15 protein-coding genes are annotated in these 19499 nt (G+C 68.8%); 10 read left to right on the top strand and 5 right to left on the bottom strand.

From position 1 onward, the window contains the following. Nucleotides 1-14: 14 nt before the first annotated feature. Nucleotides 15-1538 (bottom strand): MFS transporter, encoded by a 1524-nt coding sequence (locus ACH4D5_RS18110; protein WP_398303310.1) that lies wholly within the window; start codon nucleotides 1536-1538, stop codon nucleotides 15-17. An 83-nt stretch (nucleotides 1539-1621) separates the two neighbouring features. Beyond that, nucleotides 1622-2278 carry a TetR/AcrR family transcriptional regulator gene (locus ACH4D5_RS18105; protein ID WP_398303308.1) on the bottom strand — a complete coding sequence of 219 codons (657 nt, stop codon included), beginning with the start codon at nucleotides 2276-2278 and terminating at the stop codon, nucleotides 1622-1624. A gap of 278 nt (nucleotides 2279-2556) precedes the next feature. Between ACH4D5_RS18105 and ACH4D5_RS18100 the strand changes: the two genes are divergently transcribed. After that, complete coding sequence (locus ACH4D5_RS18100) at nucleotides 2557-3840, top strand: M6 family metalloprotease domain-containing protein (RefSeq protein WP_398303306.1); 1284 nt, start codon at nucleotides 2557-2559, stop codon at nucleotides 3838-3840. A gap of 19 nt (nucleotides 3841-3859) precedes the next feature. On the opposite strand, the gene rho is transcribed toward ACH4D5_RS18100, so the two are convergent. Next, nucleotides 3860-5050, bottom strand: a complete 1191-nt coding sequence (gene rho, locus ACH4D5_RS18095; protein WP_398303304.1) for a transcription termination factor Rho — start codon at nucleotides 5048-5050, stop codon at nucleotides 3860-3862. Nucleotides 5051-5414: 364 nt separating this feature from the next. On the opposite strand from rho, the gene ACH4D5_RS18090 reads away from it, so the two are divergent. From ACH4D5_RS18090 to ACH4D5_RS18075, 4 genes are all read left to right on the top strand, one after another. Then, entirely contained in the window at nucleotides 5415-6221 is an 807-nt protein-coding gene (locus tag ACH4D5_RS18090; protein ID WP_398303302.1) for a 2,3-dihydro-2,3-dihydroxybenzoate dehydrogenase, read from the top strand. Nucleotides 6222-6373: 152 nt separating this feature from the next. Continuing rightward, the gene (gene dhbC / locus ACH4D5_RS18085; protein ID WP_398303752.1) at nucleotides 6374-7567 is read left to right on the top strand and encodes an isochorismate synthase DhbC; all 1194 of its coding nucleotides are present in this window, start codon (nucleotides 6374-6376) and stop codon (nucleotides 7565-7567) included. Beyond that, complete coding sequence (locus ACH4D5_RS18080) at nucleotides 7564-9201, top strand: (2,3-dihydroxybenzoyl)adenylate synthase (RefSeq protein ID WP_398303300.1); 1638 nt, start codon at nucleotides 7564-7566, stop codon at nucleotides 9199-9201. Before dhbC ends, ACH4D5_RS18080 begins: the two co-directional genes overlap by 4 nt. Before the next feature lie 84 nt (nucleotides 9202-9285). Continuing rightward, nucleotides 9286-9915, top strand: a complete 630-nt coding sequence (locus ACH4D5_RS18075; RefSeq protein ID WP_398303298.1) for an isochorismatase family protein — start codon at nucleotides 9286-9288, stop codon at nucleotides 9913-9915. A gap of 74 nt (nucleotides 9916-9989) precedes the next feature. Here ACH4D5_RS18075 and ACH4D5_RS18070 read toward each other — a convergent pair whose 3' ends face one another. Further along, complete coding sequence (locus ACH4D5_RS18070; RefSeq protein WP_398303296.1) at nucleotides 9990-10484, bottom strand: MarR family winged helix-turn-helix transcriptional regulator; 495 nt, start codon at nucleotides 10482-10484, stop codon at nucleotides 9990-9992. Between the two features lie 103 nt (nucleotides 10485-10587). On the opposite strand from ACH4D5_RS18070, the gene ACH4D5_RS18065 reads away from it, so the two are divergent. Next, entirely contained in the window at nucleotides 10588-11001 is a 414-nt protein-coding gene (locus tag ACH4D5_RS18065; RefSeq protein WP_362999190.1) for an organic hydroperoxide resistance protein, read from the top strand. 45 nt (nucleotides 11002-11046) lie between these two features. Here the strand turns inward: ACH4D5_RS18065 and ACH4D5_RS18060 are convergent, their stop codons facing one another. Then, nucleotides 11047-12474, bottom strand: a complete 1428-nt coding sequence (locus ACH4D5_RS18060) for a hypothetical protein (RefSeq protein ID WP_398303293.1) — start codon at nucleotides 12472-12474, stop codon at nucleotides 11047-11049. 167 nt (nucleotides 12475-12641) lie between these two features. Between ACH4D5_RS18060 and ACH4D5_RS18055 the strand changes: the two genes are divergently transcribed. The 4 genes from ACH4D5_RS18055 (at nucleotide 12642) to ACH4D5_RS18040 (ending at nucleotide 19104) form a co-directional block, all read left to right on the top strand. Continuing rightward, nucleotides 12642-14705 (top strand): hypothetical protein, encoded by a 2064-nt coding sequence (locus ACH4D5_RS18055; protein ID WP_398303291.1) that lies wholly within the window; start codon nucleotides 12642-12644, stop codon nucleotides 14703-14705. Beyond that, nucleotides 14692-17052, top strand: coding sequence for a WD40 repeat domain-containing protein (locus ACH4D5_RS18050; protein WP_398303289.1), 2361 nt, complete (start codon nucleotides 14692-14694; stop codon nucleotides 17050-17052). Before ACH4D5_RS18055 ends, ACH4D5_RS18050 begins: the two co-directional genes overlap by 14 nt. A gap of 290 nt (nucleotides 17053-17342) precedes the next feature. Then, nucleotides 17343-18029 (top strand): RES family NAD+ phosphorylase, encoded by a 687-nt coding sequence (locus tag ACH4D5_RS18045; RefSeq protein WP_398303285.1) that lies wholly within the window; start codon nucleotides 17343-17345, stop codon nucleotides 18027-18029. A 673-nt stretch (nucleotides 18030-18702) separates the two neighbouring features. Further along, nucleotides 18703-19104, top strand: coding sequence for an XRE family transcriptional regulator (locus ACH4D5_RS18040; RefSeq protein ID WP_398303283.1), 402 nt, complete (start codon nucleotides 18703-18705; stop codon nucleotides 19102-19104). The last annotated feature ends 395 nt before the right edge of the window (nucleotides 19105-19499 follow it).

Below are 19499 nucleotides of genomic sequence, written 5' to 3'. Positions count from 1 at the left end.
ACCCACCGAGGAGGTCAGTGGGCCATCACCGGGATCTTCACCTCGTCCTCGGCGCCGTCCGCCGAGTCGCCCGAGGCCGCGGCGCCGCCCTGGTGACCGGTGTTGATGAACGTCGCCGCGATCAGCGCGGAGACGACCAGGATGCCGACCGCCCACCAGATGGCGCTGGTGTAGCCCTCGACCATGGCCTGCGCCTGGACGAGCTTGGGGTTGGCGGCGCCGGCCGCGTGGTCCGCGATGTACGCGGAGGTCGCGGAGGCGGCGATGGTGTTCAGGAGCGCCGTGCCGATGGCGCCGCCGACCTGCTGCGAGGTGTTGACCATCGCGGAGGCGACACCGGCGTCACGGGCCTCGACGCCGTGCGTGGCGAGCGACATGGCGGGCATGAACGCCGTACCCATGCCGAGGCCGAGCATCAGCTGCGCCGGCATGATCAGCCCGGTGTACGAGGAGCCGACCTCCAGCTGCGTCAGGAGCAGCATGCCGACGGCGGCGAGCAGGAAGCCCGGGCCCATCAGCAGCCGCGGCGGGACGCGCGTCATCAGCCGGGCGCCGATCTGCGTGGAGCCCACGATCATGCCCGCGATCATCGGCAGGAAGGCGAAGCCGGTCTTGACCGGCGAGTAGCCCTCGACGATCTGCAGGTAGTACGTGAGGAACAGGAACAGGCCGAACATCGCGATGACGGCGAGGCCGAGCGAGAGGTAGACGCCACCGCGGTTGCGCTCGGTCAGGACGCGCAGCGGGAGCAGCGGCGACTTGACCTTGGCCTCGGTGAGGACGAACGCGGCGAGCAGCACGACCGACGCGACGAACATGCCGATGGTCACGGAGTCCGACCAGCCGTCGGACTCGGCGCGCGTGAAGCCGTAGACCAGCGCGACCAGGCCCAGGGTGGACAGGACCACGCCGGGGATGTCGAGCGGCGAGCGGTTGCGGCCGCCGGCCGGCTCACGGATGACGAAGTACGCGCCGAGGGCGGCGATCACCGCGAACGGGATGTTGACGAAGAAGGTCCAGCGCCAGTTCAGGTACTCGGTGAGGAAGCCGCCGAGGATCAGGCCGACGGCGCCGCCGCCACCGGCGATCGCGCCGTAGATGCCGAAGGCCTTGGCGCGCTCCTTGGCGTCGGTGAACATCACCGCGAGCAGCGAGAGGGCGGCGGGCGCGAGCAGCGCGCCGAACACACCCTGGAGGGCGCGGGCGCCCAGCATCATGGCCTCGCCGGTCGCGGCGCCGCCGAGCGCGGAGGCCGCGGCGAAGCCGATGAGACCGGTCACGAAGGTGCGCTTGCGGCCCCACAGGTCGGAGATGCGGCCGCCGAAGAGCAGCAGGCCGCCGAAGGCGAGCGCGTAGGCCGTGATGACCCACTGGCGGTTGCCGTCGGATATGCCGAGGTCCTCCTGGGCGGAGGGCAGCGCGATGTTCACGATGGTCGCGTCGAGCACGACCATCAGCTGCGCGAGGGCGATGAAGACGAGCGCCTTCCAGCGGTTGGCGTCTGGCCCTGAGTCGGGCTTGAGGGCTGTTTCGGACATAGGGGTGGCCACCTAGCGGTACGGAGTGAACTGAAACAGGAAAACGAAATGGAAAAAGGGGGGCGGGTGCGGTTCGGCGGGGGTCAGTGCCGGCGGAGGTCCTTCAGCGTCGCCGCCTCCCCCGGAAGCTCGGACCGGGCGGGCGTCATCAGCCCGTCCAGGAACAGCTGGAGGTGACGGTGGATGAAGCTGTCCATGCTCACGCAGGCCGTGCCGGGCAGCGGCCGGGTGAGCTGGGACAGGGCGACCATCAGGTCACCGACGGCGATGTCGGTGCGCAGCTGCCCCGCCGCGCGGGCCCGCTCCATGAGGCCCTCGATGGACCGCTCGAGCCGCTCGCGGGAGTCCAGCAGATCGGGGTGGAAGGGGTCGAAGTCCGGCGCGAGCATCGGGCACATGGCGCCGATCCGCTCGTCGACCGCGGCGTGCACGAAGGTGCGCAGCGCACCGAAGGCGGCGCCCTCGTCGGCGTCCGCCGTGGCGATGCCCTGCTCGGCGAGGGCCGCGACGCGGTCCGTCACCGTGCGGACGACCTCGCGCACCAGCTCGGCGCGGTCGGCGAAGTTGCGGTAGACCGTGGCGTTGCCGACGCCGGCCCGGCGCGCGACCTCGTCGAGGGGCACGTCGGCTCCGTGCTCCACGAACATCTCGCGTGCGGCGGCGACGATCCGCTCCCGGTTGCGCAGGGCGTCGGCCCGCGGGCGGGTGACTCGGCGCTGCGGGGCGGTGGCGGTGTCCACGGCTGCTCCTCGTTGGTCGGGGTGCTCGGCTTACGGTTCCAAGGGCCCGCGATGTGGGGAGTAAGTCCCCGCTTCGTGCGGACACACGTCTAAACGGGGAGAGAGTCCCCGGATATTTCCGCCCCGCCGCAATAATCCATGTGACCTGAGTCACACCACTTTCGCCGGGAAACCCTCGATCGGTCGCACCCAACGAGCGCCCGCGCACCCCCCGTCACAGGCTGACCGGACAGGGTGCAGCCAGGACCGGCGGCTGCCGCGGAGTGGAGGGCCCACGCATGCAGCAGCCGACTCGGCGCCGGATACGCCCCGCCCGCCGCGCCGTCGCCCTGGCCTCCGTCGCCGCGCTGGCCCTCGCGGTCACCACGTCGGCGAGCACCGGCCGCCTGATGGCGGACGCGCCGAGCGCGGCGGGCCCGGTCTCCCTCTCCCGGAGCACCGCCCTCGGCCCGTGCATGATCAGCGGCACGATGGGCGTGCAGATGTCGGAGGGCGTGCCCACACCGCCCGGCTACTCGCGCTCCACCGGCACGGTCCGGGCCCTGAACCTCATGGTCGACTTCTCCGACGCGCCGGGTCAGGGCAGTGCGATGGACCGCCTCGCGGAGTTCTTCCCGCAGACGTCCCAGTGGTTCCGCACCAGTTCGTACGGGCGCCTCGACTACCGCCCCGAATCCCCCGTACCCGAGTGGCTGCGGATGCCGAAGACGTTCAAGGAGTACGGGATAGAGCGCGGCGCCCCCTTCGACCCCGGCTACCGGCGGCTCGTCGAGGACATCGTGGCGGCCGCCGACCCGGACGTGGACTTCCGGGCGTACGACCTCGTGAACATCCTGATCACCCCGAACGCGGGCCCGTCCGCCCTCGACACCGTCCTGTCGGTGACCTTCGCGGGCAACCACGAGGCGCCGGTCGCGGACGGCGTCCCGGTCTCCAACGCGTCCTTCGTCTACAGCCGCCAGGACGACGGCTCCGGCAGCTACCACGAGACGGGTTACCGCGTCCTGCCGCACGAGAACGGCCACGTCTTCGGCCTGCCCGACCTGTACACGCAGGACGGCGGCGGCGCGGTCGGCCACTGGGACATCATGAGCGAGGACTGGGGGGCCAACAACGACCTGCTCGCCTGGCACAAGTGGAAGCTGGGCTGGCTCGACGACGACCAGATCGGCTGCGCCGCGAGCTCCGGCACGACCGAGCACGTCCTGTCCCCGCTGGCCCGCTCCGGCGGCACGAAGCTGGCCTTCGCCCCGCTGAACGAGAAGACGGGGTACGCGATCGAGGCCCGCACCCCCGGCGGCAACGACGAGGCGGTCTGCAAGCCGGGCGTCCTCGTCTACCGCGTGGACGCGGAGGTCGACACCGGCCACGGCCCGGTCACGGTCTCCGACGCGGCACCCGAAAGCGGCGGCTGCACCCGGCGCCCCAATGTCCACGCGGAGCTCTCCGACGCGACCCACGGCATCGGCGAGACGTTCACGGACCGCAAGACAGGGGTGCGGGTCGCGGTGACGGGAGTGACCGACGACGGTGACTACCGGGTGCGCGTGACGCGTCCGTAGTACATCCAGTACATCGCGGCTACACGCCGGGTACGGTCTGCCGCACCTGTCGCAGGAACGCGGCGTTGTCCGGAGTCTTCTTGACCCGGTCGAGCAGCACCTCGAGGACGCCGTGCTGGTCCCTCCCGTGCAGGGCGCGCCGCAAGCCGCGTACAGCACTCAACTCCTCTGCCGAGACCAGCAGTTCCTCGCGCCGGGTGCCGGACGGGATGACGTCGACGGCCGGGAAGACGCGCTGGTCGGCGATGCCGCGGTCGAGCCGCAGCTCCATGTTGCCGGTGCCCTTCAGCTCTTCGAAGTAGTAGTCGTCGGCGCGCGATCCGGTCTCCACGAGCGCGGTCGCGAGCATGGTCAGGGAGCCGCCTTCCTCGGCGAGGCGCGCGGCCCCGAAGAGCCGCTTCGGCCCTTGCACCGCGGCGGCGTCGACACCGCCGCTGAGGGTGCGGCCGCTGCCGGTGGCCGCGTTGTTGTACGCCCGGCACAGCCGCGTCAGCGAGTCGAAGAGCATGACGACGTCCCGCCCCTCCTCGACCATGCGCTTGGCGCGCTCGACGGCGAGTTCGGCGAGGGCGATGTGTTCCTTGGCGGGCCGGTCGAAGGTCGAGGCAAGCACCTCGCCGCGGACCGAACGCCGCATGTCGGTGACCTCCTCGGGCCGCTCGTCGAGGAGGACGACCATGAGGTGGCACTCGGGGTGGTTCCGGGCGACGGCGGCGGCGATCTGCTGGAGCAGCACGGTCTTGCCGGTCTTCGGCGGGGCGACGATCAGGCCGCGCTGTCCCTTGCCGACGGGCGCGACGAGGTCGACGAGGCGACCGGCGACGGGTCCGCCCTCGGTCTCCAGCCGGAGGCGTTCGCGCGGGTGCAGCGGCGTCAGTTCGCCGAACCGCGGCCGGCCGCGCAGGGCTTCGGGGGCACGTCCGTTGACCCGCTCGGCCCCGGCGAGCACACCGGGCCTGCCGACGACGCCTTCGACGAAGTCGCCGGTGCGCAGCGCGAGTTGGCGGATCACGGCGGCGGGAACCTGCACGTCGTTCTTCCCGGGCAGGCAGGCGGCGCCCCGAAGGAAGCCGCGCCCGTCACGCTGGACGTCGAGAACTCCACTGCACGCGTAGGCAGTTGTCTCCGACGTTTCCGATGTCGCTGATGACGCCGATGTCGCCGATGTCGCCGATGTCGCCGACAAGGATTCAGTTGCTGTGAGAGTCATGGTGGGGTGTCCTTTCGCGGACATGCGCGAACTTCATGGGCATACGCAGGGGAAGGGCCCGGCGGGGCGGCGATGACACGCCCCCGCACAGCGGGCGGAAAAAGAGAACTGCCGTAAGGCGGGCAGTGCGCTGAAGGCCGGAAGCCGGCCTGACAGATCCCGGCGGACCGGGAGGAGGGATGACAGCACGGGCGCCCCGAAGAGGGGGCGTACACACGTACTGCTTGCAAGGTAACACACGCGCCGACCGCGCGGCACGGGTCCGCCGGGGCCCTCCCGGACCTCCCCAGACTCCTCCCAAGATCCTTACCGGGATGAGTTAGGTTAGGCTTCCCTAACTGAACTTCGGGGAGGTAGCTCACGCATGCCTGAGCACATACGGAACGAGCCGGACGCCGAAGGCGAGTTCGCCGGGCGGACGGCTCTGGTGACCGGCGCGGGCCAGGGCATCGGCGCCGCGGTGGCCGCCGCGCTCGCCGCCCGCGGCGCGCACGTCGTCGCCACCGACCGCGACGCGCACGGCATCGACGAACTGGCCGCCGCGTGGCGCGGGGCGATCACACCCCGCGTCATGGACGTCGCCGACGCCACCGCCGTGACGTCGGTGATCGCCGACACCGTCCGCGACCACGGCGCCCTCGACGTCCTCGTCAACGTGGCGGGCGTCCTGCGCAGTTGCCCCGCCACCGAAGTCACCGACGCCGACTGGGCCGACACGTTCGCCGTGAACGCCACGGGCGTCTTCCACACCTCGCGCGCCGCCGCCTCCCACATGACGGCGCGCGGCTCCGGCTGCATCGTCACCGTCGGCTCCAACGCCGCCGGAATCCCCCGGACCGGCATGGCCGCGTACGCCGCGTCCAAGGCGGCCGCCGCCATGTTCACCAAGTGCCTGGGCCTGGAGATCGCCCGCAGCGGCGTCCGCTGCAACGTCGTCGCCCCCGGTACCACGGACACCGCCATGCAGCGCGCCCTCTGGCCCGCCGCCGCCACCGAGGTCCCCTCCGCCGTCCTCGACGGCAACCTGGAGACGTACCGCACGGGCATCCCCCTCGGCCGCATCGCCACGCCCGAGGACATCGCGGACGCGGTCGTCTTCCTCGCCTCGGACCGCGCCCGCCACATCACTCTCCAGGAGCTGTACGTGGACGGCGGCGCGACCTTGCGCTGACCGCACCGCTCCCCACTCCTCTCCCCCCTCCTCCCCACCGCACTGCACCGCACCGCACCCCGAGAATTGGAGCCACTGTGTCGCCGGCACCCGAGGTCGCCACGCACGTCACGCACACCCCGCACACCCCAGACGCCCCGCATGCCCCGAACATCAGGCACACCCCGCACATCACGACTGCCGAACAGTCCAACCCTGTCGTGGGAGCGGCGACGTCACTCCTGTCCGCCTACACCCCGACCGACCGGTTCCTGGCGACCCCGACCCGCACCCTGCTCGCCACCGGCGTCCACGCGGAAGTCCCCCACGACGAAAGACCGTTGCCGCACCGCGTCACCGCCACCCTCGCCGAAGCGCGCCGCGCCGGGATCGCCGAGCCGTACGTCATCGGCGCGGTCCCCTTCGACCACACCGCGCCCGCCGCACTGGCGGTCCCCGGAACCCTCCGCACCGCACCCCCGCTCGCGGCGGACCCGCTGATCGCCCTGCCCACGGAGACCGCGGACGCCACCGGCTGGCGGATCCGCCCGGTGCCGGCCCCCGAGGAGTACGGCGCCGGCGTGGCCGCCGCCGTGGAGCGCATGTGGCGCGGCGACTTCAGCAAGGTCGTCCTCGCCCGCACCCTCGAACTCACCGCGCCCGCCCCGCTGGACCTCCCCGCGATGCTCCAGCGCCTGGCCCGCCGCGACCCGTCCGGTTACACCTTCGCGCTGCCGACGGCACCCGGCCGTACCCTCATCGGCGCCAGCCCCGAGCTGCTGGTCTCGCGCCACGGCGATCACGTCGTCGCGAACCCCCTCGCGGGCTCGACGCCCCGCAGCGACGACCTCGCCGAGGACGTGCGCCGCGCGGCCGCGCTCCTGGAGTCGGCGAAGGACCTGCACGAACACTCCGTCGTGGTGGACGGCGTGCACCAGGCGCTCGCCTCGTTCTGCACGGACCTGACCGTCCCGCCCCGCCCCACCCTCGTCCGCACGGCGACCATGTGGCACCTGTCCACGACGGTGACCGGCACCCTCACCGACCCCGACGCGTCCGCCCTCGAACTGGCCTGCGCCCTGCACCCCACTCCGGCGGTGTGCGGCACGCCGACGGCGACGGCGCGCGAGGTGATCCGCGAGACGGAACCGTTCGACCGCGGCTTCTTCACCGGCGTGGTCGGCTGGGGCGACGCGAACGGCGACGGCGAGTGGGTCGTCACCATCCGCTGCGCGGAGGCCGAGGAACGCAGTCTCCGGCTCTACGCGGGAGCGGGCGTGGTCGCCGCGTCGGACCCGGCGGCGGAGACCGCGGAGACGGGCGCGAAGTTCCGTACGTTCCTGAACGCGGTGGGGGCGGAGCTGTGAGCGCCGCCCAGGACGCGCCCACGTGGCCGGAGGAGTTCGCGGACCGCTACCGCGAGGCGGGCTGGTGGCGCGGCGAGACCTTCGGCGAGATGCTGCGCGACCGCGCCACCGCGCACCCGGACCGGGTGGCGATCGTGGACCCGGGCCAAGGCCCGAGCCGACGGCCCGCGCGCCGCTGGACGTACGGCGAACTGGACCACCGCGCCGACCGCCTCGCCGCGGGCCTGCTCGCCCGGGGCATCGCGCCGGGCGACAAGGTGGTCGTCCAACTCCCCAATATCGCCGAGTTCTTCGAGACGATTTTCGCGCTGTTCCGCATCGGCGCGCTCCCGGTCTTCGCGCTGCCCGCGCACCGCGAGACGGAGATCCGCTACTTCTGCGAGTTCACCGAGGCGGTCGCGTACGTCATTCCGCAGCAGCTCGGCGGCTTCGACTACCGCGGCCTGGCGGCCAAGCTGGTCGACGAAGTCCCCACGCTGCGGCACGTGTTCGTGGCGGAGGGCGACCCGGGCCCGTTCGATGCCCTGTCGGACGTCGCCGCCGACCCGGTCGAGACCCCCGCCCCGCCAGCCCCCTCCGACCTGGCGTTCCTCCAGCTCTCCGGCGGCAGTACGGGCGTCCCGAAGCTGATACCGCGCACGCACGACGACTACATCTACTCGCTGCGCGGCTCGAACGAGATCTGCGGGATCGACGAGGACAGCGTCTACCTGGTGGCGCTCCCCGCGGCCCACAACTTCCCGCTCGCCTCGCCGGGTTCGCTCGGCGCGCTCTACGCGGGCGCCCGCGTCGTCCTCTGCCCGCAGCCCAGCCCCGAGACCGCCTTCCCCCTGATCGAGTCCGAGGGCGTCACGATCACGGGCCTCGTCCCGCCGCTCGCCCTGCTCTGGACGGAGGCGGCGCCGGCCACCGCGTACGACCTGAGCAGCCTGGACGTACTCCTGGTGGGCGGCGCGAAGTTCAGCGAGGAGGTGGCGCGCCGGGTGAAGCCGGCCCTGAACTGCACGCTGCAGCAGGTCTTCGGCATGGCGGAGGGCCTGGTCAACTACACGCGCCTGGACGACGACCCGGAGACGATCGTCACGACACAGGGCCGGCCGATCTCGCCGGACGACGAGATCCGCGTGGTCGACGACGAGGACAACGACCTGCCGACGGGCGAGACGGGCCATCTCCTGACCCGCGGCCCGTACACGATCCGCGGCTACTGGAAGGCCCCCGAGCACAACGCCCGCTCCTTCACGGCGGACGGCTTCTACCGCACGGGTGACGTCGTACGCCTCACCGAGACCGGCCACATCGTCGTCGAGGGCCGGGCGAAGGACCAGATCAACCGGGGCGGCGAGAAGATCGCGGCCGAGGAGGTCGAGAACCACCTCCTCGCCCACCCGTCCGTGCACGACGCGAACGTGGTCGCGGAGCCGGACGCGTACCTGGGCGAACGGACGTGCGCCTACGTCATCCTGCGCACGGGCGCCGACCCCGTGAAGCCGGCGGCCATCAGGAAGTTCGTACGCGAGAGGGGCCTGGCGGCGTACAAGGTGCCGGACCGCGTCGAGTTCGTGGAGGTCTTCCCGCAGACGGGAGTCGGCAAGATCTCGAAGAAGGCGCTAAGGGAAACGTCACTCAAGTAACCGAGAACAGCGTCACTCAAGCAAAAGCCCCTCCTTCCCGGCAACTCCCCTCCCCCCTCCCTCCTGAACGGACCGCCCACCACCATGGCCCTCCCCGCCATCCCCCCGTATCCGATGCCGTCACCCGACCAACTGCCGGCGAACCGCGTCGACTGGCAGGTCGACCCGTCCCGCGCCGTCCTCCTCGTACACGACCTGCAGAACTACTTCCTCTCGGCGTACGACCGCGCGGCTTCCCCCGTACCGGAACTCCTCTCCCACATAGCCGAGCTGAAGAAGACAGCGGCCCACCTCAACATCCCGGTCATCCACACCGCGCAACCCGGCGGCCAGAGCCCCGCCGAACGCGGCCTGCAGCAGGACTTCTGGGGCCCGGGCCTGCCCGACGACGCACACGCGGCGGCGATCGCCCCCGAGATCGGCCCGGCCCCCGCCGAGACGATCCTCACCAAGTGGAAGTACAGCGGCTTCGTCCGCACGGACCTCCTGGAACGCATGCGCGAACAGGGCCGCGACCAGCTGGTCATCACCGGCGTCTACGCCCACATCGGCGTCCTGATGACGGCGTGCGACGCGTGGATGCAGGACATCCAGGCGTTCGTGGTGGCCGACGCGGTGGCGGACTTCTCGGCGGAGGACCACGCGATGGCGCTGGGCTGGGCGGCGGGGAAGTGCGCGGTGGTGACGACGACGGAGGGAGTGTTCGCCCACTAAGCCGCTACGCCACTACACGACAACGCCACTACTCCACTACGCCACTACGGGCTGGGAACTACGCCCCCGCCCCCTCACCGAACACACTCACGAGACACCCGCCCAGTCTCACCACCGCCACCGCTACCGCCGCTGCGGCCATCAAGGGCATCGGTGAGCTGATTGAGCCGGAGGCGCAGGTCCCGCACCTCGTCGAGGGAGAGCCCGGTGGACTCGGCGATGGCGCGGGGCACGGCGCGCGCCCGTTCCCGCAGCGCGCGCCCCTCCGCGGTGAGCCGCACGGCGACGGACCGCTCGTCCTCGACACTGCGCCGCCGCTCCACATGCCCGGCGGCCTCCAGCCGCTTGAGCAGCGGCGAAAGGGTGCCGGAGTCGAGCCGCAACCGCTCGCCGATTTTCTTGACGGGCTGCTCGTCGTGCTCCCAGAGGACGAGCATCACGAGGTACTGGGGATAGGTGAGCCCCAGATCCTTCAGCGCGGCGCGGTAGACGCTGTTGAAGGCGCGCGCGGCGGCGTGCAACGAGAAGCAGATCTGATCATCGAGCCGAAGGAAATCCTCACGTTCCATGCCCCTCACTCTACAACGACACCCAATTAAGTTGCGCACAACTAAATAGGATGCAATGCTTACGCCGTAAGAGCACAAGAACCACGACGAGAACGGGACACCCATGGACGCGCTGTACACGGCAGTAGCCACCGCCAACGGCCGCGAGGGCCGCGCCGTCAGCTCCGACGGCCAGATCGACCTGCCGCTCGGCTTCCCGAAGGCACTGGGAGGCAACGACAAGGGCACGAACCCGGAGCAGCTCTTCGCCGCGGGCTACGCGGCGTGCTTCGCGAGCGCGATGGGCAGCATCGCGCGCCAGGAGAAGATCGACGTCTCGGACGTCTCGGTGACCGCCGAGGTCAGCATCGGCAAGGACACGGACGGCGGCTTCGGCCTGGCCGTGGTCATGCGAGCCGAACTCCCCGACCACCTGCAGGGCCCCGCGGGCGAGGACCTCCTCAAGAAGACCCACGCGTACTGCCCCTACTCGAAGGCGACCCGGGGCAACATCCCGGTGGAACTGGTCATCGAGTAACGAACATCCGCGCACGACATGAAGCTGCCCTCAGAGGCTGGGCTTCTAGCCCACTTCCCGCATGGCACCGGGTTCACTGGCCAGTACTAGTTGAGTGACGACGTGGCCGTCAATGGTGCGGACCGCTACACGGTACAAGCCTGGAACGCTGACGGTGGCCTTGGCTCTGATATGACCGTCACCCCAATTCAGTTTGAGGACTTGCGAGTTCTGGGCCGCGACGTCGACCATTTCGCACCGGAGCCCTGCCAGGGAATCCACACCGCTGAGCACGATGTCCCAAGGAGTTCCCACTTCTACCAGGTCGGGGACGTCCAGCCCGCAGCCGGGCGCGCCCTGGGGCGGGCCAAGGTGTTCGTCGTCCCGCAGCATGTCTGCGACGGCCTTGAGCGCGACGCGGTCGGAGGCAACGGCTCCGTGCTGTAGCGGAAGTGGTGTGACAGCGGGCCCTACAGCTGCGGAATCCTTGTAGACGGTGCCGTCGCCTTTGACGTCATAAAACCTCAGGCCGCCACGCGGGTCGCGAATGAAGTCGCCACTGCTGTGCTGGCGAACACCATGGTGAAGCGGGTGGACGACGCCGTCACGGATGGTGAGACTCTGCATGGTGGCCTGGCCAGTGCCGGCCACGGCCCAGTGCCGGGGCAGCATGACATCGGCTTGCCTCGCGTAAAAGGTATCCGCCGCCTGTGCGAGTTCGGCGTTACCGCCGATGCTGGTCACATCGCCAGGGGTGAGGCGGCGGATACCGTTTCCCTCAATGAGGCAGGTGTACTGCGGCAGAAGGTCATGAAGACCAGGCATCGTTGCTGAGATGGACTGCAGTTGCTGGTGCGGGAGAGGGACTGGGGCGCCGCGTCCGGTGTTGAGGATCGCGGTCGCTTTCACTGCGCCGTAGAAGGGCGTGCCAAGGGTGAGTACGGCGCGGGTGTCATCGGCCAGGTCGCTGTCGTGCGAGGCATCAAGGGCGGCTCTGGTAACCAGGCCTCCCATGGAGTGGGCCACGAAGACGAGGCGTGCGGGCCGCTCGTCGACACGGTTGCGCCGGGCCTCATCGTGTGCGGAATGGAGGCGCCAGGTGGTCAGGTGGCGGCGGGCGGCCTCAGCCAAGAGGCGGCCGTTTGTGGCGACGGGCAGGCGCCAGTCGTAGGCGAACTCCAGGATCGCAGCCTGATGGGCGACACAGTCGCGGACAGCGCTGATCAGGTTGGTATAAGGCTCGAATCCCTGGAGGTAGGGAGTCCAGGACGAGTGGCGCATCAGCTGAGTGGCCTTGACCCGATTGGTCTTGCCTTCCAGTTCCTCCGGGGTCAGGCGTAGCGGCTCGAGCCCCCTGGGCCGGGTCCAAGCCCTCAGGAGCCATGAGACGCCGGACAGGCCCCAGATGGTCTTCTGGGTGACGGTGTCGTAGAGCTCACTGCCCATGATGCCCGGGACGATGACGACAGCGTCCTGGGTGATGTCGGCAGTCACAGCCGATGCACTGGCGGAGGACTTCGCGGATTCTGACCCGTGACGATGCATGGCTGTGAACAATAGAGAACATGCGGGGGGAGCACGGGGAGATTGGCTTAGTCGGGCAGGCCGGCCCGTCAAAGAGGGAAGAGGACGCGGCACTGGCCTCAGGCTCACTGGTCATCGTGACAGTGGAGGACGGGGACCCCGAGTTCACCAAGGCCATAGAGGAACAGCTGTCGGTCGTGACCGCATGGTGGGAACCCGGACCGGCCCCGGGGGGCGGGTTCGTGCAGACCGTCCTGCGCGCGCCGGAAGAACGTCACGACGTGGAGCGCTTCTTGCACACCTCCGGTATCCGGGAGGCGGCAGAAGACGAGGCGTTGGTCCTGTACATCACGTCCCACGGCGCTGTCGGTACGTCCACCAGGCACTTTCTGCTCCTGCCAAGCACTGATACCGATCGGCTGCTGGCAACGGGTATGCCGACGAACGAGGTCGTCATCGCTGCTCTCGACTCGCAAGCCCGTCATGTACTGGTGATCGTCAACGCTTGTGAGGCGGAAGGCATCGATGCGGAGCTGAGGGCCCTGGCCCGTGACCTTGCCCGGTCCGGGACGCCGGAGGGGACGCTGAACGTGGTGGCGACAACGGCGACCCGTTCCCCGGTATTGGGTCGCGAGTTCGCCGTCGTCCTGCGCAGGGCCTTCGAGTGGCTGCAGGACGCAGCCGGGGTCGCCCGTCCTTACCTGTCGATCTCCGAGTTCATTCAGGCCCTGGAGCAGGCCACGGAGCGGCTCAACGAAGAACGGGGGCTCACACTCGCTGGTCCGCGAACGGTCCTCCAGGGCAAGCTCGGCGCCCCGACCCCCACTCTGCCCAACCCTGGCTACCGACCCAAGCCGCAGGTAGTCACCCAAGCCAGAGAGGAGGTCGCGGCCACGCCCGAGGAGCTGGAGTACTGGCTGGACCGTGCCAGCGGCCGGGCCAGCAGCGACGATCCCGGCTGGTACTTCTCCGGCCGCCAGGAACTCAACCGCGAACTGACGAGCTTCGTCACAGGTCCTGCCGGCGTCCTCATCGTGACGGGCATCGCCGCAAGCGGGAAATCCGCGGTACTGGCCCGGGCGGTGACCCTCAGCGATTCCGCTTTCCGAGCGTCCCCCCGCTACGCGGATGCAGTGCGCAAGGCACCGGCGGACAGCGTCCCGGACGAGGGATCCATCCACGTAGCGGTGTCTGCCCGGAACCGCCGACCGCTGAGCCTGATCAAAGCCATCGGTAGCCGACTGGGCTGTGAGCAGGACCGCGCCCAACCTGCGACAGATGCCCTGCGCCAATGGCAGGAAGGGCTGCGCACATTCTTCACGACCTTTCAGGAAGGCACGGTCACGGTCGTTGTCGATGGTCTCGACGAATCCCCGGACGCTGTCGCCTGCATCCGAGATGTTCTCGTGCCTCTCGCTGCCTACGCCGGTGGGCCTGACACTGCGAGCAGGGTCTCCGTTCCTGCGCAGGCTGCCAGTTCTCCGTCGTCCGTGAGGCCCCCCGCTCATGGGGGTCTGCGTCTGTTGCTCGGAGTCCGCAGTTCCAGCCCAGGTACCCCGGAAGCGGCCGCAGCCACCGGTGTGCGGGGGCTGTTACAGGAACTCCAGAACGCCTTTCCTGCAGCGCAGGTGGTACGTACGGACGGTGAGGGGATGCAGGCAGACATCGCCGCCTATGCCGCTGCTCTGTTGGCCGGAGCGGCTTGGTGTAACGACCCGGCCATGATCACCTCGGCAGCGGAGCGTGTGGCGCGTCATGTGGGTCGGTCCTTCCTCGATGCGCGCCTGGCCTCCGAACAACTGCGCCGCGCCGACGGAGCCACGCTGCTCAGCGACCCGCTCTGGCTCTCACAGCTTGACCGGGGTACGGCGGGCCTGTTCGAGCAGGACCTCAACCAGGTCACCGACGACGGCCTGCACAGGGAGGAGGCACTCGCGCTGCTACGCGCTACCGCTTTCGGACTGGGCCGGGGGATTCCCTGGGCCCAGGTGTGGCCGGCCGTGGCCTCCGAGCTGCTGCAGGCCCGCCTCGATCACGCCGACGAGAAGATCCGGCGGCTCCTGGGAGGCCGGCTCGCCGGGTACCTCACGCATGACATCGAGGATGACCACGTTGTGTATCGGCCCGCCCACGAGCAACTCGGACTCATGCTACGCCGGTGGCCTCAGGAGACGAGGAGGGCCTTGGATGAATCCGGATGACCGGCAGAGAGACATGTGTGACGCCGAGCAGCAGGCTCACGCGCGCATCGCGGCCGCGCTGGCGCGTCTGGTCAGCCCTGATGCGGCGAGTGTCCCCCACCCCTACCTGAGCCGCTATTTGGCTCACCATGCCGCACTCGGTGAGGCATTGGATGACAACCATGTGCCACCCGGTCTACTGCCGTGGACCATCGGCGACGGGGTCCGGGGACTTCTCAGCCTCCCGCACGCGCATCTCGCGGACCGTGCGTGGCTCACCGCATGGGCCGCTGTCGAGCCCTACGTCCAGGACGCAGATCTTCCCTCCCGGTTCACTAGTCTGCATCTGGCCTACACGGCGTTGCGGTTTCCCGGCGTTCCTCATCAGCGTCTCCCCCAGGAGGCCGCGGAATTCGCCGGCTCCCGACTACGTGTCCTCTGGTCACAATGGACGCCCCCATCCAATGTGCTCGCGACGCTCAGCCGCCGCAGTCTGTCGCTGGCCACGGTCGAAGGGCCTGACGGCGCTGAACTGCTGGCCGTGGGCAATGAGGCAGGCAGCATCGAGCTCATCGACACGGTCACCGGCGCACCTGTCGGGGATCGAATTCCCGCACACGAAGGCGACGTACAGTGCTTGTCCTTCGCGGCGTACTCCACCGGCGGCGGAGCGCTCATCTCGGGCAGCACCGACGGCACGGTTCGCGTCTGGGACACGACCCGAGGAACGCTGCTTGACCACAGGACGTTCGGGCGACGTACCTGGACCTCTGCCGTCACCGGATACCGCAACGACGCAGGGACGTTGACCGTGGCAGCGATCAACGGAGACGGCGAGGTGAAACTCTGGCGCGATCCCTCTGAGGAACACCACCTGGCCAACCTGAACCCTCACCCCTTGGAACGAGCCGCATTCGCGCTGACCCTGGCTGTCGACCCCGGTGGGCGGAATCTACTGATCGGCGTCGGCCACACCCTGAGCATCTGGGACGGCGCAGATCATCGATTGCTGCGCGAGTACTCCGTCGACGCTCCCGTCAGATCCCTGACCGGCACCACAGTGCCCGGCTGCGTCGCCACCGGCCACAGCGATGGCTCCATCACGCTATGGGACACGGACTCAGGGGCCCAAGCCACCTTCACAGGAGAGGGAGAGCCCGTCACCGCCCTCGTGGCGCTCCGCGTCGACGGCCTGGACCTCCTCGCCGCAGCAGGCTCAGGCGCAACGATCGACCTGTGGGACATGGGCGCCAAAAGACGAACCGGCCAGCTCAGCGGGCACACGGACACTGTGACCGCCCTGAGCTCCTTCTCAGCCGACGGTACCGACCGACTCGCCTCCACTGCCCGGGACAATACCGTCCGGCTGTGGGACACACATGCCATCCAGCGTGCGATTCGGGGCAGCGCCACAACCCCCGCCGTCGTAGCTGTGGCAATCACGCCGGACTCCGTTGCCGGACCGCGACTGGCGGTCAGCTACGCCACCTCACAGACCCAGGTCTGGGACACTCTCAGCGGGTCGAGCACCAGCACCCTGGACAGTGACTCGCGACGACCCACATCTGCCCTCACCTGGGCGCAGGGGGACCAAGGCCGGAATCTGCTCCTGTGGTCGGCCTCCGACCACAGCATCCGGTCCTGGGCCCCTGTGACCGGCACCACTGTCGGCGCCCCTCTCCAGGGGCACTCCCAACCGATACGGGCCCTCGCCTCAACAGTGGCCCGCAGTGGCCGACGAGTAGTCATCAGCAGCGACGACTTCGCAGTCCGGCTATGGGACCTGGACAGAGGACAATCGCTGCAGCTGTGGCGACATCCCTACACAGTCCGAACGGTGGCCGCGGCGTCCGACGGAGTCAGCGCAGACTGGTTCGCTTCTGGTAGCGCTGACGGGGCCGTGCGCTTGTGGGACAGCACAGACGGTGCGCCAAGGCACGTCTTCTACTGTTCGCAGGGAGTCATCAATGCTGTAGCCATCAACGCGGGTCCCTCACCGTTGCCCCCTTTTCTTGCCAGTGGTGGAGATGATGGCACTGTGTGCCTCTGGGATCTTTCCGCCCTCGCGCCCATCGGCAAGCCCCTCCAAGGGCACACAGATGCTGTCGAGGCCATCACTACCTGGACGACGACATCCGATGTGCCTCGTTCCTTTGTCGCCAGTTCCTCCCGGGACGGCACGATCCGGTTCTGGGAAGTGGCGACCACATCGCGCTGCATTCTGCAGTTGGCCACGGGAAGCCCTGTGCACTCGCTGTCCGCGTATCCCTCCGATGAATCCACCAACGCGGTCGTCCTCGCCATGGCGGGAGAGGCCGGGGTCGCCGTTGTCGAGGTGGACTTGGAAGATCAGGCACCTACGGGGTAGGCCGTGCGCCCCCTTAAATCCTTCGTGCGCCCCTCATGGGATAGGCGGGATCAGTCGCTCTCGCCGTCCCGGCAGCAGAAAATGATCGTTCGGCTGCGCTCAGACGCTTGTGCATCAGGGGCGTGTGCCCAACACCCGTCACAACGCTGAGTGAGACGCAGATGTCTGGAAGATGAAGCCCGGTTCTCCGCAGGCAGTCGAGCACGCCTGCTCTTGCCTCATGTGCGGCGAGCGACCAGCCAGACCTGAGGACAACACGCGCAAGTTCGGACCCGAGTGAGGAGCGGCCCGTGAGCGAGTCCACACCGTTAGAGGTACGTCTCATACCGGCACCGAAGCGCGGGGTATGGCGCCTGGGGAAGGCGAAGAACCCACGCAAGTACAACAAGATCAGCCGGGAAGACGACAGCCGCTCGGGGGGCAACCGATGGAGCCTGGTGAGCTACGGCACTCTGTACTGCGCCTCTGACCTCGACGGATGCTTCGCCGAGGCACTGGCGCCTTTCCGTGTGGATCCCGAACTGCGTGAGTTCATCGGCGACGACTGGAACGAGCCCTACTTCATGCGCCCTGGCAACCTTCCACAGGACTGGCGTACCCGGCACACATTGGTGCGGTTACAGCCGGCCAAGGAGGCGCGGTTCTTGGACGTCGACGACGAGCAGACTCTGCGCACGTTGTCGGGAGAGCTCAAGGAAGAGTTGGCACAGTTCGACATCACCGAACTGACCGCCGGACACGTCCAAGGCACGAACCGCAGGCTGACGCGCCAGATCGCCGCCTGGGCAATCGCACAGCGCGACCCGCATCAGGGCCGGCTGATCCACGGGATCGCCTACCGCTCCCGCTTCGGGATGCGTCAGTGCTGGGCCATCTTCAGCGATGTCGACCTGGAAGAGGCGGAGAGGCAGCCCATCTGGCCAGAGACTGAGGGACTGCGCAGAGTCGCTGAGGAGTACGGACTCACCATCCGCTGACGCTGCGGCTCACACTCTCCATCCCCCACTCGCCCCACCTTGAAACCTCCATCCCTCTCGTAGCCCGAACGAAGGAAAACCCCCAGCCACTACCTGGCCTCTCCGGCAACCACCTCCAGAGAAAGCCCACGTCAGAGGCCCAACCACCCTCCGCAACAATGATCTTGACGTTCTATCAGACGGCAGAAGTTAGCGCAAAAGCAGTGGAGTTAGAGGTGGATTCTGGGTAGCCTTAACGCATGAACTATTGGGGAGGGACCATGAACACAGTTGGCCATCACTTACGAGCAGCAGCCACCGCCACGCCTGCGATCGCGCTGATACCTCCTGACGGCGCTCCGCAGGCCATCCAGCTGAGCAACAGGCGTCGCAACAAGCTCCTGCATAGCCTGCACCCCCTCAGTCAGCCCAGCACCGGATCTGTCTCCGAGACCGGCATGCAGCGATGCTGACCACGGGCGTTTAACGCCGTCATGAGCCGCTGAGGTCACGCTTCCCCGCGGATCCACTCATCAGAAGCGTCACATCAGCTAGCGGCGCCGAGCCCGCATCCGCACTCCATCGGACGTGCAGCAGGCCGAGCTGTCCGCGATCAAGTCCTGCACCCGTTGCCTGACACGCGGCAGCCGGCCATCAGCCGAGCGGGCAGTCAGACCACGAGGGAGGAAAAGCCATGGCCACCACAGCCAACAATCCTGCAGCCGCCAAGAGTGCAGCAAGCGCCCAGCGAGCACACGCCACTACGGTACGTATGTCCATCGCGGACATCGCCCGTTTCCTGCAGGACAACCTCGGCCAGCGCCTGACCGCTCGGATCACCAACATCAACGATCCGCGACAGGTAGGTAAGTGGGCTTCGGGCGATTCAGCACCACGTCAGGACGCCGAAGACCGTCTTCGCGCGGCCCTACAGGTGTTCCAACTCATCCAGGACGCCGAGAGTCTCTACACAGCACGTGCCTGGATGATCGGGATGAACCCCCAGCTCGAGGACGAAGCCCCTCTTACGGTAATCGCCGATGGACGCTTCAAAGACGTCATGGTCGCTGCACGTGCTTACGTTGACGGCGGCTGACTAACTGCAGTGGGACACCCATGACAGCGCCACCCCCGGCACCGCTCCGTGCACACGGCCGTGGGGCAGCGCAGCCGCGCGCCGGTAAGAAGGCACAGTCCCTCGGTACCGCCCGACCGCTCTCGGCTCCTGGAAGCTTCAGCCAAGGTACTCGTGCAGCCTCCGCGTCCGGCAGATCGCCGACCGCAGCCAGGCTACCGGCCCGGTGTAGGTGGCCGCGCAGGTCGTGAACCGGACCGACGCCTCCGGATCGGCGCCCAGGACCTCACGTAGCGCGGAAACCACCAACGGATGGGCACTCCTGTGAGCGCCGTCCCGGGCATTCAGTGCAGGCCCCGCCGCGCCAGGCCGGTGACCTCCACCTGCTCATCGGAAACCCCTCGGCCCTTCGCCAG

Source organism: Streptomyces sp. NPDC018029 (assembly GCF_044327655.1).
Taxonomy (GTDB): Bacteria; Actinomycetota; Actinomycetes; order Streptomycetales; family Streptomycetaceae; genus Streptomyces.
Note: the sequence above shows the minus strand (reverse complement) of the source record. Positions and strands in the feature narration are given on the sequence as shown.

What these genes read in the sequence shown, in the direction of transcription:
- ACH4D5_RS18110 (WP_398303310.1), bottom strand. Translation starts at nt 1,538, where the DNA reads ATGTCCGAAACAGCCCTCAAGCCCGACTCAGGGCCAGACGCCAACCGC.
- ACH4D5_RS18100 (WP_398303306.1), top strand. Translation starts at nt 2,557, where the DNA reads ATGCAGCAGCCGACTCGGCGCCGGATACGCCCCGCCCGCCGCGCCGTC.
- rho (WP_398303304.1), bottom strand. Translation starts at nt 5,050, where the DNA reads ATGACTCTCACAGCAACTGAATCCTTGTCGGCGACATCGGCGACATCG.
- ACH4D5_RS18090 (WP_398303302.1), top strand. Translation starts at nt 5,415, where the DNA reads ATGCCTGAGCACATACGGAACGAGCCGGACGCCGAAGGCGAGTTCGCC.
- ACH4D5_RS18075 (WP_398303298.1), top strand. Translation starts at nt 9,286, where the DNA reads ATGGCCCTCCCCGCCATCCCCCCGTATCCGATGCCGTCACCCGACCAA.
- ACH4D5_RS18070 (WP_398303296.1), bottom strand. Translation starts at nt 10,484, where the DNA reads ATGGAACGTGAGGATTTCCTTCGGCTCGATGATCAGATCTGCTTCTCG.
- ACH4D5_RS18065 (WP_362999190.1), top strand. Translation starts at nt 10,588, where the DNA reads ATGGACGCGCTGTACACGGCAGTAGCCACCGCCAACGGCCGCGAGGGC.
- ACH4D5_RS18050 (WP_398303289.1), top strand. Translation starts at nt 14,692, where the DNA reads ATGAATCCGGATGACCGGCAGAGAGACATGTGTGACGCCGAGCAGCAG.
- ACH4D5_RS18040 (WP_398303283.1), top strand. Translation starts at nt 18,703, where the DNA reads ATGGCCACCACAGCCAACAATCCTGCAGCCGCCAAGAGTGCAGCAAGC.